Annotated in this window: 11 protein-coding genes and 1 pseudogene; 5 read left to right on the forward strand and 7 right to left on the reverse strand. The window is 72.4% G+C overall.

Annotation, left to right across the window (positions count from 1 at the left end):
• The first annotated feature begins 221 nt into the window (after positions 1–221).
• The gene (locus ACFMQL_RS40555; RefSeq protein ID WP_378790269.1) at positions 222–602 is read left to right on the forward strand and encodes a helix-turn-helix domain-containing protein; all 381 of its coding nucleotides are present in this window, start codon (positions 222–224) and stop codon (positions 600–602) included.
• On the opposite strand, the pseudogene ACFMQL_RS40560 reads toward ACFMQL_RS40555, so the two are convergent.
• A pseudogene (locus ACFMQL_RS40560) lies at positions 600–776 on the reverse strand (hypothetical protein); the annotation flags it as partial. The gene ACFMQL_RS40555 and the pseudogene ACFMQL_RS40560 overlap by 3 nt on opposite strands.
• Before the next feature lie 150 nt (positions 777–926).
• Between ACFMQL_RS40560 and ACFMQL_RS40565 the strand changes: the two are divergent.
• The 3 genes from ACFMQL_RS40565 (at position 927) to ACFMQL_RS40575 (ending at position 8,255) form a co-directional block, all read left to right on the forward strand.
• Positions 927–5,645, forward strand: coding sequence for a GH92 family glycosyl hydrolase (locus tag ACFMQL_RS40565; protein ID WP_378790054.1), 4,719 nt, complete (start codon positions 927–929; stop codon positions 5,643–5,645).
• A gap of 436 nt (positions 5,646–6,081) precedes the next feature.
• Positions 6,082–6,933 carry a class I SAM-dependent methyltransferase gene (locus ACFMQL_RS40570; RefSeq protein ID WP_378790055.1) on the forward strand — a complete coding sequence of 284 codons (852 nt, stop codon included), beginning with the start codon at positions 6,082–6,084 and terminating at the stop codon, positions 6,931–6,933.
• 131 nt (positions 6,934–7,064) lie between these two features.
• Entirely contained in the window at positions 7,065–8,255 is a 1,191-nt protein-coding gene (locus tag ACFMQL_RS40575; RefSeq protein ID WP_364065271.1) for an FAD-dependent monooxygenase, read from the forward strand.
• Here ACFMQL_RS40575 and ACFMQL_RS40580 read toward each other — a convergent pair.
• From ACFMQL_RS40580 to ACFMQL_RS40600, 5 genes are all read right to left on the reverse strand, one after another.
• Positions 8,221–8,469 (reverse strand): hypothetical protein, encoded by a 249-nt coding sequence (locus ACFMQL_RS40580; RefSeq protein WP_364065274.1) that lies wholly within the window; start codon positions 8,467–8,469, stop codon positions 8,221–8,223. The two genes, ACFMQL_RS40575 and ACFMQL_RS40580, sit on opposite strands and share 35 nt — an antisense overlap.
• Before the next feature lie 62 nt (positions 8,470–8,531).
• Positions 8,532–8,759 (reverse strand): hypothetical protein, encoded by a 228-nt coding sequence (locus ACFMQL_RS40585; protein WP_364065277.1) that lies wholly within the window; start codon positions 8,757–8,759, stop codon positions 8,532–8,534.
• A gap of 14 nt (positions 8,760–8,773) precedes the next feature.
• Positions 8,774–10,111 (reverse strand): TRAP transporter large permease subunit, encoded by a 1,338-nt coding sequence (locus ACFMQL_RS40590; protein ID WP_364065280.1) that lies wholly within the window; start codon positions 10,109–10,111, stop codon positions 8,774–8,776.
• Between the two features lie 53 nt (positions 10,112–10,164).
• Positions 10,165–11,019, reverse strand: coding sequence for an HpcH/HpaI aldolase/citrate lyase family protein (locus ACFMQL_RS40595; RefSeq protein ID WP_378790056.1), 855 nt, complete (start codon positions 11,017–11,019; stop codon positions 10,165–10,167).
• Positions 11,016–12,203: a CoA transferase gene (locus ACFMQL_RS40600; protein ID WP_364065938.1), complete on the reverse strand. Its 1,188-nt coding sequence runs from the start codon at positions 12,201–12,203 to the stop codon at positions 11,016–11,018. The genes ACFMQL_RS40595 and ACFMQL_RS40600 overlap by 4 nt, the downstream gene beginning before the upstream one ends.
• A 68-nt stretch (positions 12,204–12,271) precedes the next feature.
• Here ACFMQL_RS40600 and ACFMQL_RS40605 point away from each other — a divergent pair, with 68 nt between their 5' ends.
• Complete coding sequence (locus ACFMQL_RS40605; RefSeq protein ID WP_364065286.1) at positions 12,272–12,925, forward strand: GntR family transcriptional regulator; 654 nt, start codon at positions 12,272–12,274, stop codon at positions 12,923–12,925.
• A gap of 186 nt (positions 12,926–13,111) precedes the next feature.
• Here ACFMQL_RS40605 and ACFMQL_RS40610 read toward each other — a convergent pair whose 3' ends face one another.
• Positions 13,112–13,948 carry a Scr1 family TA system antitoxin-like transcriptional regulator gene (locus tag ACFMQL_RS40610; protein ID WP_364065289.1) on the reverse strand — a complete coding sequence of 279 codons (837 nt, stop codon included), beginning with the start codon at positions 13,946–13,948 and terminating at the stop codon, positions 13,112–13,114.
• Positions 13,949–14,041: the final 93 nt, after the last annotated feature.

Raw genomic sequence — 14,041 nt, forward strand, 5'->3', positions numbered from 1 at the left:
TCAGCTTCGCGCTGGGCGTGTCGATGCCGCACCTGCCGCTGGCGGAGCTGGTGGACGGCAACCTGGTGATCCCCGGAGCCACGCGGCGCTCGTTCCACCTGAAGGGGTCGTCGTGGCAGGTGCCGGGCTTCGACGACGCCGAGTCGTTCGTGGAGCGGCTGGTGCGCGCGGAGGTGCTGGTGCGCGATCCGCTGGTGGCCTCGGGCGGAGGCCCGGTGTCCATGGTGTCGGAACGTACGGTGCAGCGGCGCTTCCTCGCGGCCACCGGGCTGACGAGGAACGCGGTCCGGCAGATCGACCGCGCCAGGGCGGCGGCGGTGCTCATCCAGGAGGGGGTGCCGGCGGTCGAGGTCGTGCACCGGCTCGGCTACTTCGACCAGCCGCACCTGGCACGGTCGCTGGCCCGCTTCGTCGGCCGCACCGCCACCCGCCTCGCCGCGCCGGACGCGTCCGAGCCGCTCTCCCTCATCTACCGCAGCGAGGGGGTTCTGAGGCGCGTCGTCCCCGTCGAGGCCGCGATGCGCCCACGCCGACCCGATCAGCAGGGTCGCGACGGTGACGACCGCGACGGCGATCACGGCGCCGTACATGCCGTCGCCTGAGACGAAGGACACGGCCGCGCCGGCCGCCAGGGCCACGGTGAGAAGGAACGCGATCGGCGCGAAGCGCCCGTGCACATGCCGCCACGCGGCATCGCTCGCCATGGAGCGCCGCGTCCGCAGGCCCGAACGTACCAAGCCGAAGCGAGACGGCCTGGAGCCCGCACGGAATCGCATCCACGAGCGCTTTCCGGGCGCTGTTTCACCGGCCTCGCGCCGCACGATTGACAACGATGTCTTGACAACGCGTTCACCGCTTGAAACTTTCCTTAGTGATCGGGGCTGACAACGTTGTCAAGCGATCCCGCGCAAGAAAGGTGACCCCCCGTGAAGCGCCCTCTCATCACGGCGGTCTTATCGCCCGTCGTCGCCCTCCTCATCGCCACCCCGGCCGCGTACGCGCTCTCGTCGGGAGCAGCGGGCCCCGAGCCCGTTCCCAACCCGGGACCGTCCGGCACCCCCGCACCCGGCCCCTCCTACAGCCCGCCGCCCGCCCCCGCGCCGTCCGAGCCGCCGCCGCCCGAGCAGGCGCAGCGCAGGGCCGCCCAGGACGGCCAGGCCCTGGCCAAGGACGAGGGCGCGGCCTTCGCCAGCTCCTTCGAACCCGGCGACCCCGCACCGGCCTGGACCGACACCTCCGAGAAGTCCCGAGGCGTCACCGGCGCCATGCCCGGCATCATCGAAGGCAGCATCGTCGAGAAGATCTCCCAGGTGACCTCCAGCGGCGAGAACGCCTCAGGCGGCGAGGTCCGCGAGAACCTGGCCGACAGTGACGCCGGCACCAAGTGGCTGGTCTTCTCCGGCACCGGCTGGGCCGCGTACGCGCTGTCGGAGCCCGTCGCGGTCACCCGCTACGCGCTGACCTCCGCCGACGACTCCCCCGAACGCGACCCGCGCGACTGGGAGCTGCAGGGCTCGCAGGACGGCACGACCTGGACGACGCTCGACACCCGCACCGGCGAGACGTTCACCGCCCGCCACCAGCGCAAGGAGTACCGCTTCCCCAACACCACCGCCTACGCCCACTACCGGCTGAACGTCACCCGCATCGGCGGCGGCTCGACGCTGCAGCTCGCCGAGTGGGAGCTGTCCGACGGCAGCACGGGCGCGCCACCGCCCAGCGACATGCGCAGCCGGATCGGCACCGGCCCCACCCGCGGCCACACCGCCAAGCCGCGCGCCGGCTTCACCGGCCTGCACGCGCTGCGCTACTCCGGCGGCACCACGCGCAAGAACGGCGGGCACGCCACCAACAAGGTGTTCGACGTGGACATCCCGGTCACGGCCACGACCGAACTGTCCTACGTGGTCTTCCCCGAGTTCACCGGCGCCGACCTGCGCTACCCCAGCACGTACGTCTCGATCGACCTGGCCTTCGCAGACGGCACCTACCTCAGCGACCTGAAGGCGACCGACCAGCACGGCGTCCGGCTCGACCCGCGCGCGCAGGGCGAGTCGAAGACCCTCTACGCCGACCAGTGGAACTACAAGCGGTCCAGGATCGGCGAGGTGGCCAAGGGCAAGCGCATCACGCGCATCCTGGTGGCCTTCGACACGCCCGCGGGTGAGGCCGGGTTCCGCGGCTGGGTGGACGACATCAGGATCGTCTCCGAGCGCAAGCGCCGCCCGTACGAGGGGCGCGGCGAGCGCCGCACCTCGCCGTCGCAGTACGTGGTCACCACCCGCGGCACCCACTCCACCGGCGGGTTCTCGCGCGGCAACACCTTCCCGGCCACGGCGGTGCCGCACGGCTTCACCTTCTGGACGCCGATGACCGACGCCGGCTCGACCCGCTGGCTGTACGAGTACCACCGTGGCAACAACGCCGCCAACCTGCCGGAGATCGAGGCGTTCACGGCCAGTCACGAGCCGAGCCCGTGGATCGGCGACCGGCAGACGTTCCAGTTCATGCCGTCGGCCGCCGAAGGGGTGCCCGACCCGTCGCGCACGGCCCGCGCGCTCCCCTTCCGCCACGAGCGCGAGGTGGCGAGCCCGCACCTGTACGCGGTCACGTTCGAGAACGGGCTGAAGACCGAGATCGCGCCCGCGGACCACGCCGCGCTGGCCCGCTTCACCTTCCCCGGCGACGCCGCCAAGCTGATCTTCGACAACGTCGACGACCGCGGCGGCCTCACCCTCGACGTCGAGAACGGCGTCGTCACCGGCCACTCCGACGTGCGCACCGAGTCGTCGAACGGCGCGACCCGCATGTACTTCTACGCCGTCTTCGACCGCCCGGTCACCGGCGGCGGCAAGCTGACCGGCCAGGGCCGCGACAACGTGCTCGGCTACCTCGCCTTCGACGCGGGCAAGAGCCGCCAGGTCAGCATGCGCATCGCGTCCTCGCTGATCAGCGTGGAGCAGGCGCGGAAGAACCTGGAGCTGGAGATCTCCGCGTCCGACACGCTGGAGAAGGTCAGCGAGCGCGCCCGCAAGGCGTGGGACGCCAAGCTCGGCGTCATCGAGGTGGAGGGCGCGAGCGAGGACCAGCTCGTCACGCTCTACTCGAACCTGTACCGGCTGTTCCTGTATCCGAACTCCGCGCACGAGAACACCGGCACCGCCGAGCGGCCCGTCTACCGGCACGCCGTGCAGTCCTCCACCTCCACCGACATCCCGGCCGAGCCGCGGGTGGCCGACGGGAAGGTGTACGTCAACAACGGCTTCTGGGACACCTACCGCACCACCTGGCCGGCGTACGCGCTGCTCACGCCGAAGGCGGCGGGCGAGATGGTGGACGGGTTCGTGCAGCAGTACCGGGACGGCGGCTGGATCGCCCGCTGGTCCGCGCCCGGCTACGCGGACGCGATGGTCGGCACCAGCTCCGACGTCGCCTTCGCCGACGCCTACCTCAAGGGCGTGTCCGGCTTCGACGCGAAGAAGGCGTACGAGGCGGCGGTGAAGAACGCCACCGTCACGCCGCCGGCCCGCCACGTGGGCCGCAAGGGGCTGTCCACCTCGACGTTCCTCGGCTACACGTCGATCCAGTCGACCGGCGAGGCCCTGTCGTGGGCGCTGGACGGCTACATCAACGACTTCGGCATCGCCAACATGGCCGAGGCGCTGGCCGCCCGCGCCAAGGGCGCCGAGCGCGCCCGCTACCTGGAGGAGGCCGAGTACTTCAGGAACCGGGCGCTCGGCTACGTGCACATGTTCGACCCGGCGACCCGCTTCTTCCAGGGCCGCAACGCCGACGGCTCCTTCCGCCGCCCGCCGCAGGAGTACGACCCGCGCGTCTGGGGCTTCGACTACACCGAGACCAACGGCTGGAACATGGCCTTCCACGTGCCGCAGGACAGCGCCGGCCTGGCCGCCCTCTACGGCGGCAGGGACGAGCTGGCGGCCAAGCTGGACGCGTTCTTCGCCGATCAGGAGACGGCGCTGTTCCCCGGCTCGTACAGCGGGGTCATCCACGAGATGCGCGAGGCCCGCGACGTGCGGATGGGCCAGTACGGGCACAGCAACCAGCCGTCGCACCACATTCCGTACATGTACACCTACGCGGGCCAGCCGTGGAAGACGCAGGCCAAGGTCCGCGAGGCGCTCTCGCGGCTGTACCTGGGCAGCGAGATCGGCCAGGGCTACGCCGGTGACGAGGACAACGGCGAGATGTCGGCCTGGCAGGTGTTCTCGGCGCTCGGCTTCTACCCGCTGCAGATGGGCAGCCCGTACTACGCGATCGGCTCGCCGCTGTTCGAGAAGGCGACGCTGCGCCTGGAGAACGGCAGGAAGCTGGTGATCAAGGCGCGCAACAACAGCGCGCGCAACGTCTACGTGCAGGGGCTGAAGGTCGACGGCAAGCCGTACGGCAAGACGTACCTGCCGCACGACCTGCTCGCCAAGGGCGCCGAGCTGGAGTTCGAGATGGGGCCGCGGCCGTCGCGCTGGGGCACCGGCAAGGACGCCGCGCCGCCGTCGATCAGCCGTGGCGACCGGGTGCCCGAGCCGCTGGGCGACCTGACGCGGCCCGCCGACGCGCCGGGCGAGGTCGCCGCGCTGTTCGACGACGACTCCGCGACCCGGGCGGCGCTGCCGGAGACGGTGACGTACGCGTTCGGCGAGCGGCGGCGGGCCGCCTTCTACACGCTGACCTCCGGCGCCGAGGAGGCCGGCGACCCGGCCGGCTGGGTGCTCGAAGGGTCGAACGACGGCACCCGGTGGAAGGTGCTGGACGAGCGGTCGGGCGAGAGGTTCGCCTGGCGGCTGCAGACCCGGCCGTTCAAGATTCCCAAGCCTGGCGCGTACGCGCAGTACCGGATCAGGTTCACCGGCGGCGGGTCGCTGGCGGAGATCGAGCTGCTCGCGCCCGCGCCGCCCGCGACCTCGCCGATCGCGCTGACCGCTCCCCCGGCGGTGGCCGGGCCCGGCGAGCAGGTGAGCGTGCCGGTGACCGTGGCCAACCACTCCCGCGGCTCCGCCAAGGGTCAGGTCGTCGCGGGCGTGCCCGAAGGCTGGACGGCCGAGCCCGCGTCGGCGGCGTTCGGGCCGCTCGCCTCGGGGGCGTCACAGACGGTGACGTTCCGGGTGAACGTGCCGGCCTCGGCCGCGCCCGGCGCGCATCGCGTACGCTTCTCCACCGCCGGCACCGGCCTCGGCGTCGCGGAGAAGCAGGTGACGGTCATCGTGATCGGCGACACCGTGGAGTTCACGCCCGGCACCGCGGCGGAGGAGCCGTGGCTGCTCGACGAGGACGGCTCGCAGCTCGACGGCGAGGTCTTCGACGGGCGGGCCCGCTTCACCGACGGCGACAGCCACGCCGTCTACCGCTTCGCGCCGCCGTCCGACGTGCGCGGCGGCACGCTCACGCTGGACATCGGCAACCAGTTCCTGGTGGACGTCTCCACCGACGGCGAGAACTGGCGGACGGTGCTCCGGGAGAGCGAGAACGTGCGCGACCTGTCCAACCGCTCGCCTCGCACGCTCGACCTGGGCGAGCTGCTGGGCGACGGCCACACCTTCTACCTGCGGATCGGCGACAGCCGCCCGGAGGACGGCTGGGGCTCCTGGCTGGCCAGGGTCCGCCTCGACCTGACCCGCACCACCTGACCCCCGGCAAGGGGCCGCCCGCCGCTCCGGCGCCTGACCGGCGCGGCGGGCGCCCCCGCACCCCATCTCACTGGAACGCGGGCGCGGCACCTCCCCGCGCCCCTCCTTGAACGGCCCACCGGTTTCGATCACCCCGACAGCCACTCCGCATCCCACGCCCCTTGCGCCCGCACCCCTCGCGGCACGCGTACCCTCGGCCCTCGCGCCCCGCGTCACGCGGCCCTCGCGTCACGCGGCCCTCGCGTCACGCGCGCCCGGACCCGCGCTCCCCGAGCATCACCGCAGCGGCGGACAAATACCAGAAAGGATTCGTTATTCGCCCGCAATAAGCACACAATAAACAATTTATTTTAGGCTGCTATGATGGTTTTGGAGTGGTGATTTGCGCGCTTAACATCAGCGTTCCCGAACATTTCCTGAAAGGAACGCACCGTACATGCGAGACGCGCAACCAAGCCAGACCGCGCTCATGGCCGCCGCCGCCCGCGCCGCCCACCTCATCGTGGACGCCGAGCCGTTCCTTTTCCGCGACACCCTGGCCGCCCGGCTGCTCGGCGCCCTGGCCGACGAGCCGATCGGCTACCACCGCCGCTTCGGCGAGCACCCCATCCTGGCGGGCACCCGCGCCCAGGTGACCACCCGCAGCGCCTACATCGAGCGGCGTGCGGCGGAGGCGGCCGAGGCGGGCGTGCGCCACCACGTGCTGCTGGGCGCGGGGCTCGACACCTACGCCTGGCGGGCGCGGCCGGACGTCAGGGTGATCGAGGTGGACCACCCGGACACCCAGCGGTGGAAGCGCGAGCTGATCGCCGCGGCGGGCCTCGATCAGCCGTCCGGCCTGACGTTCGCGCCGCTCGACTTCGAATCCGGCGACCTGCCGCAGGCGCTGCGCGAGGCCGGGCTCAGCGACGGCGAGCCCGCGTTCGTGAGCTGGCTCGGCGTCACCATGTACCTCACCGAGGAGGCCGTCGCCGCCACCCTCGCCGCGCTCGGCCGCCTGCCCGCGGGCAGCGAGCTGGTCATGGAGTACGCCCTGCCGCCCGAGCTGCGCGACGCGCGCGGCGCCTCGTACGCCGGCCACGCGGCCGGGGCGGCCGCCGAGCGCGGCGAGCCGTGGCTGTCGTTCTTCGCCCCCGACGACCTGACGGCCCTGCTCAAGCGGCATGGCCTGGAGGTGGCCGAGCACGTGCGGCAGGCGGACTGCGTCGATCCGGCGCTCTGGCAGCGCGGCGACGCGCTGCGCCCGTCGGACGTGTGCCGCCTCGTGCGCGCCACGGTCACCGCCTGACCTAAAAAAGCGGAAGGTCCAGAAAAGGTACGCGTTCGTCCTGGTGGGCGGCGCGGCGTCCGGCCACACCGCCCACCTCTTGCTACTCTCTGCACCTGAATGGTGACGTTTAGTACGGTGAGGAGCTCGTTGTGAAGGTCGCCTGCGTCGGCGGCGGACCCGCCAGCCTGTATTTCTCCATCCTGATGAAGCGGGTGGACCCCTCCCACGAGATCACCGTCTACGAGCGTTACCCGGCCGGCGCCACCTACGGGTGGGGGGTGACGTACTGGGAGGAGCTGTTCGACTACCTGCACGAGGTCGATCCCGAGTCCGCGCGCGCCATCGGCGAGTCGTCCGTGCGGTGGGACAGCTGGGTCGTGCACGTGCAGGACCGCGCGACCGTCGTCGTCGAGCACGGCGACGAGGGGTTCGGCGTCGGGCGGCAGCGCATGCTCGACATCCTCGCCGCGCGGGCCACGGAGCTCGGCGTGCGCATCGAGTACGAGCGCGAGATCACCGCCGAGGCGGAATTCCCTGACGCCGACCTGGTGGTGGCCGCCGACGGCATCAACAGCGTGCTGCGCGAGCGGGACGCCGGGCATTACGGCACCGAGGTGTCGGTCGGCCGCAACATGTACATGTGGCTCGGCACCACCAAGGCGCTCGACGCGTTCACCTTCGCCTTCACCGAGACGCCGCACGGCTGGATCTGGGGGTACGGCTACGGCTACGACCCCGGCCACAGCACGTTCATCGTCGAGTGCGCCCCCGACACCTGGCGGGGCCTGGGGCTGGACACGGCGAGCGAGGCCGACGGGCTGGCCCAGCTGGAGAAACTGTTCGCCGAGGTGCTCGACGGCCACCCGCTGCTCACCAGCACGGAGGGCGGCGGCAGCGCGCGCTGGCTGAACTTCCGTACGCTGACCAACCGCAGGTGGTACCGCGACAACGTGGTGCTGCTCGGCGACGCCGCGCACACCACGCACTACTCCATCGGCGCGGGCACCGCGCTGGCGCTGGGCGACGCCGCGTACCTGGTGGAGGCGCTGCACGCCGAGCCCGAGCTGAGCCGCGCGCTGGCCCGCTACGAGCGCGAGCGCCGCGCGGCGATCCGCGTCTCGCAGCGGGCGGCGCGCAACAGCTCCCGCTGGTACGAGAACGTGCCGCGCTACATCGACCTGCCGCCGAAGCAGATGGTCGCGCTGCTCAACGAGCGGCATTCGCGGCTGCTGCCGCTGCTGCCGCCGCGCCTGTACTACTTCCTCGGCCAGTCGGCCGAGAACCTGTCGCTGCTGGCCGCGAAGCTCATCCCCGGGCGGCGCCCCCGGATATCGGAATGAGGTGACCCGGCCTGCGCTGCCGGCGCGAGGCCCGGCCGGCGAGGAACGCCGCCAGCAGCGCCGAGCCGAGCAGGACTGTCTTGGGCCGGGTCACGGCCTTCGTGACCCGCTTCTTGACCCGCGCGCCCATGCCGGGCTTGGGCGATGCGGCCGTCCTCGCCAGCATGACGGCCCGGTCCATGCCGCGCTTCCTGCTCCGCAGCTGCGTCTTCATGCTTCCCCCGCGTGTTCGGCGGCACGACTACCCAGGCCGTCGCCGTCCATGCGGGGCGCGGTTCAGTCCTCGCCGGTCTTCCAGTGGAAGACGTACGACATCACGAACCCGAGCAGGCCGGTCACCCCGGCCGCGACGGTCATGGGCAGGCCGAGCGCCGCGACCGCGCCCGACACCAGGCCGGGGCTGCCGGCGATGAGGCCGACGGCCTGCGCCAGCACGAGCACGACGCCGAGCGCGAGGAACAGCACGAGGCCGATCTTGAACAGGATCATGGTGAGCTGTCGCATGACGGGGGCTCCTCTCAGATCGGCAGCACGCCGGTGGCGATGAGCACGCCGATGACCAGGGTCGGGATGACGAACCACAGGATGAGCCGGCCGAACGTCCTGGCCGGGTCCACCTGGGCGATGCCGCTGGCGATGTAGATGGGGGCGGCTCCCGGCGGGGACGCGCCCTCGGTCGAGGCGAAGATGAGGATGGCGGTGGCCGCGGCGGCGGGCGCGACTCCCGCGGCGGTGAGCGCGCTGAAGGCGACGCCGCCGACGGCGGCGATCGTGGCGGTGCCGGTCAGCGGCGCGGCGATGACGACGAGCAGCAGGCCGACGATGGCGGCGATGACGACGGCGGGCGCGTCCACGCCCTCCATGATCGTGGTGAGCTGCTCGACCAGGCCCAGCTCGCCCAGGGCGGCCGCGGCGGCGAAGGCGAAGAACAGGGTGGCGCCGATGACGGCGTAGCGGGGCGCCATCTCGCCGAGCAGCTCGCTCCAGGCGCTCGCGGTGCGCGGCAGCCGCCGCCAGGCCACCGCGAACGTGGCCAGCACGGTCAGCACCGGGATCCACACGACGATGCTGATGCCGTCGGCCGCCTCACCGACCCGCGACTCCATCAGCGCCTTGCCGAAGTCCAGCGTCATCAGCACCGGGATGAGGATGCCAGCGTAGACCAGCAGCGAGGCCCATCCGGCGCGCAGCGCCTCCCGCAGCGGGAGGATGTCGGAGGCGTCGGTGGCGGCGATGCGGTTCCTGCGCACCCACAGGAACACCACCACGAACCGGTGCGCCACCGTCCACAGGCCGCCCACGAGGGCGGGCACGAAGAGCTGGTCGGCGCTCAGCACCGGCGCGACGGCGGCCGAGCCGAGCAGCAGGAACATCGACGAGCTCGGCGGGATCGAGATGCCGAGCCCGGCGTTGCCGGCGACCAGCGAGGCGGCGAGGTCGGGCCGCCAGTTCGAGCGGATCATCCAGGGGATGGTGACCGAGCCGACGGAGGCCGAGATGCCGGAGCCGGATCCCGAGGGGCCGCCGAGCAGCGCGGCGGCCGCGGTCGAGACGTATCCCGCGCCGCCGCGCAGCCGGCCGAACACCGAGTTGAGCACCGTGACCTGCTCCTGGATGAGCCCGAGCCGGGTCAGCAGGTAGCCCATGAAGACGAACGCCAGGGCGGCGAAGACGACCTCCTCGGCCATGGCGTCGGCGATGCCCGCCCAGGCCAGCTCGAAGAAGCGCCCGCCGCCGAAGAGGCACACGCCGGCGAATCCGATGAGCATCGCCTCACCGATGTTGCGTTTCAGCACGCCGTTCCAGACGACGATGATGACGATGTAGGCGATGAGCGCCCATACGGCGATTCCCATGGCGTGAAGTCCTCCAGGGGCGTTGGGGGTGGGGTGGTGCGGCGCCTGGGGGTTCAGGTGCCGGTCGGCGGGGCCTGCGCGGGAGGCTCGGCGAGATGGCGGGCGAGCGCGAGCGTGCGGCGGGCCCTGGCGACGATGGGAGCGTCCACGAAGCGGCCGTCGGGCAGCGCGACCGCGCCGAGCCCGGCCTGCTCGGCCCGCTCGGCCGCGGCGACGATCTCGGCGGCCCTGGCCGTCTCCTCCTCGCCGGGGCGGAAGGCCCGCCTGATCGCGGGGATCTGGCGCGGGTGGATGGCGGTCCTGCCGAACATGCCGATCGCGCGTCCGGCCCGGCAGGAGGCGAGCAGGCCCGCCTCGTCCTTGACGTCCGGGTAGACCGACATCGGCACCGGGGGCAGCCCGGCAGCGGCGGCGGCGAGCACGACCTGTAGCCGCAGGTGGTTCATGGCCTGCTCGTCGGTGATGCCGAGCTCGCTGGCGAGGTCCTGCTCGCCGAGCGCCACGCCGGCCACGCTCGGGTGCGCGGCGATCTCTCGGGCGTTGACGATCCCGGCCGCGGATTCGAGCAGCGCGTACGCGGGCGCGCCGGTCAGCGCGTCGAGCACGCCGGTGGACTCGACCTTCGGCAGCCGCACGGCGTCGGCCAGGCCGGCGACGGCGGCCAGGTCGTCGCGGCCGCGCGCGGTGGCGGGGTCGTTGACCCGCACGTGCAGCACGCCGCCGTCGGGCCTTTCGCGCAGGTAGGCGACGGCGTTCTCCCTGGCCTCGTCCTTGCGGGCCGGGGCGACCGCGTCCTCCAGGTCGATGATGACGACGTCCGCGCCGGAGGCGACGGCCTTGCCGAACCGCTCGGGGCGGTCGCCCGGCACGTACAGCCAGGTCACCGGCGGGTGGGCGGGCGCGCTCACGCGATCACCCCGTCCTCGCGCAGCCGCGCGATGCGGTCTTCGGGGTAGTCGAGCTCGCCGAGCACCTCGTCGGTGTCGTGGCCGAGCGGGCGGCCCGGCCAGCGGATCTCGCCGGGGGTGTCCGACAGGCGGAACAGCACGTTCTGCATGGTGAGCGAGCCCAGCTCCTCGTCCGGCACCTCGACGAACGTGCCGAGCGCGGCGTACTGGGGGTCCTCGGCGATGTCCCTGACGTCGTAGATGGGGGCGACGGCGGCCTGCACCTCCTCGAAGGCGGCGATGACCTCGTCGGCGTCGCGCTCGGCGATCCAGGAGGCGACGGCCTCGTCCAGCTCGTCCACGTGCTGCACCCGGCCGTGCCCGGTGGCGAACCACGGCTGCTCGACCAGGTCGGGCCGCCCGACGAGGGTCATCACGCGCTCGGCGATGGGCTGGGCGCTGGTGGAGATGGCCAGCCAGCGGCCGTCGCGGGTGCGGTAGGTGTTGCGCGGGGCGTTGCTGCTGGAGCGGTTGCCGGTGCGCTTCGGCACGACCCCGAGCGCCTTGTACGCGGTCATCTGCGGCCCGAGCAGCCCCAGGATCGGCTCGATGATGGCCATGTCGATGACCTGGCCGCGCCCGGTGCGCTCGCGGGCGTGCAGCGCGACCATGATCGCGTACGACATGGCCAGGCCGGCGATGCCGTCGGCCAGGGCGAGCGGCGGCAGGGTGGGCGGCCCGTCGGGCTGTCCCGTCATGGCGGCGAAGCCGCTCATGGCCTCGGCGAGGGTGCCGAAGCCGGGCCGCTTGGCCATCGGACCGAACTGCCCGAACCCGGTCATCCTGGCGACGATGAGCCGGGGATTGAGCTCGAGGAGGTCGTCGGGCGAGAGGTTCCAGCGTTCGAGCGTGCCGGGACGGAAGTTCTCGATCAGCACGTCGGAGCGTTCCACGAGGCGGCGCAGGATCTCCTGCCCCTCGGGGCGCGACAGGTCGACGGCGGCGGTGCGCTTGTTGCGCGACAGGGTCTTCCACCACAGGCCCACGCCGTCGACCGAGGCGCCGTGCCCGCGCGAGGGGTCGCCCCGCTTCGGGTGCTCGATCTTGATCACGTCGGCGCCGAAGTCGCCGAGCATCATGGCGGCGGAGGGACCGGCGAACAGGGTCGCCGCGTCGATGACCCGCAGGTCGTCGAGGCTCGTCATGGGCATGTAACTTATAAGAAATAAGTCATAGGTCAACCATGTGACCATTTTGCGAGACACTTGGGGACATGTCAGCCACCGAGCCGCGGCCGCCGATGAGCAAGGCCGACTACGTCTACGCCGTGCTGCTGGAGGAGATCCGTTCGGCGCGGATCCCCGGAGGGACCGCGGTCAGGGCCGCGGAGGTGGCCAAGCGGCTCGGGGTGTCGGTCACGCCGGTGCGCGAGGCGCTGCGCAGGCTGGAGAAGGACCGGCTGATCAGCTACGAGCCGCACCACGGCGCGACCGTGGTGGACCTGGGCGACGAGGCGCTGGCCGAGTACTACGGGCTGCGCGCGGTCGTCGAAGGGCTGGGCGCGCGGCTCGCGGCGGCCAGGATCACCGCCGATGAGCTGGCCGAGCTGCGCGAGCTGCACGCCGCGATGGAACGCGACGCCGCCGAGGGCAGGAACGACCGGCTCGGCGAGCAGAGCCGGCGCTTCCACCTGCGCATCGTGGACATCGGCGGGCCCGCCTTCCTCGGCGGGCACGCCAGGTCGGTGCGCAACAGCTTCCCCGTGCCCGCCGAGGCGTCGCTGTGGCTGGACGAGACGCAGGTGCGGGCGCAGCTCGACGCGCACGAGGGCATCCTGGCTGCGCTGGAGTCCGGCGACGGCGCGGCGGCCGAACGCATCATGATCGACCATGTCCAGGCCGCCGGCTCCTACCGCCAGCACCGCTGACCGCTCCCCGGCCGATCCCCACGGCCGCACCGGCCGACCCAGGCCCCCACCGCGCCTTCGGCCGGGCCCCGACCGTTCCTCACGACCGCCCCGCACGCCCCGGGCCCCCACCGCGCCTTCCGGCCGGGCCGGGGCAGCCACGGCCGGGCGAGCGGCGCGCGCCCGGAAACGGGGTCGATCCTGGAATCAGCCGGGCAGGGCGTTCCTGATCTCGTCGAGCACGTCGGCGGTCGCGTCGACCGGCAGCGCCGACAGCGACAGCCGGGCGAACGCCTGCTGGTGCTCCTCGACCCGGCGCCGGTCCTCGATGACGACCGGCGCGTGCAGCAGGTGCAGCACCAGCGCGTCGGGCCTGTCGGGCTCGGCGAAGCGCAGCAGCGTGAACGGCGGCCCCTGGTAGAGGTAGCCGCTCTCGGCGACCGGCCGGGCCACCTGCAGCGCGATGTGCTGCTGCTTGGTGGCCGCGGTGAGCGCGTCGAGCTGGGCGCGGCGGTCCTCGGGCCGGCTGAGCGGCGGGTCGAGCAGCGCCGTACGGTCGATGACCGCCCACAGGCGCGGCCCGTGCTGCCGGTCGAGCAGCCGCTGCCGGGCCGCGATCAGCCCGGCCCAGGCGGCGGCCTGCTCGTAGGTGGCGCCGGGCAGCAGCCCGGCGAGCGCGGCCGACAGCGCGTAGGCGGGGGTCTGCAGCAGAGCCGGGATCTGGTGGGGGCAGTAGGTGTAGATGATCTGCGCCCGGTCCTCCAGCTCCAGGAACGCCGACAGCCGCAGCGGCACGCCGGGGGCGTCGTACCAGCCGGGCGCGCGCTCCTCGCGCAGCAGCGACAGCACGCGGGAGACGTGCTCGCCCTCGCCGTACAGCTCCAGCAGCGTGCGCACGGTGGCCTCGCGGGGCGCGACCAGCCCGTGCTCGATGCGGAAGATGGTGGAGGTGTTGAGCCCGGCGGCGTCGGCCGCGGACTTCATCGACAGCCCGGCCCCGACGCGCAACGCGGAGAGACGGGCCGCCACAACGCTCAACTGCATACGTCTGTCACAACCACCGATGACAAAAATCAGCGTTTACACCAGGTCTATTGCAACAGGGTGACGGGTGATGCACGATGGCCACTCTAGTGG

Origin of the sequence: Nonomuraea fastidiosa (assembly GCF_042751225.1) — a bacterium.
In the GTDB taxonomy this organism is placed as follows: domain Bacteria; phylum Actinomycetota; class Actinomycetes; order Streptosporangiales; family Streptosporangiaceae; genus Nonomuraea; species Nonomuraea fastidiosa.

Coding starts and splice junctions, on each gene's coding strand:
- ACFMQL_RS40570 (WP_378790055.1), top strand. CDS start 6,082: ATGCGAGACGCGCAACCAAGCCAGACCGCGCTCATGGCCGCCGCCGCC.
- ACFMQL_RS40555 (WP_378790269.1), top strand. CDS start 222: ATGGTGTCGGAACGTACGGTGCAGCGGCGCTTCCTCGCGGCCACCGGG.
- ACFMQL_RS40610 (WP_364065289.1), bottom strand. CDS start 13,948: ATGCAGTTGAGCGTTGTGGCGGCCCGTCTCTCCGCGTTGCGCGTCGGG.
- ACFMQL_RS40600 (WP_364065938.1), bottom strand. CDS start 12,203: ATGACGAGCCTCGACGACCTGCGGGTCATCGACGCGGCGACCCTGTTC.
- ACFMQL_RS40605 (WP_364065286.1), top strand. CDS start 12,272: ATGTCAGCCACCGAGCCGCGGCCGCCGATGAGCAAGGCCGACTACGTC.
- ACFMQL_RS40590 (WP_364065280.1), bottom strand. CDS start 10,111: ATGGGAATCGCCGTATGGGCGCTCATCGCCTACATCGTCATCATCGTC.
- ACFMQL_RS40580 (WP_364065274.1), bottom strand. CDS start 8,469: ATGAAGACGCAGCTGCGGAGCAGGAAGCGCGGCATGGACCGGGCCGTC.
- ACFMQL_RS40585 (WP_364065277.1), bottom strand. CDS start 8,759: ATGCGACAGCTCACCATGATCCTGTTCAAGATCGGCCTCGTGCTGTTC.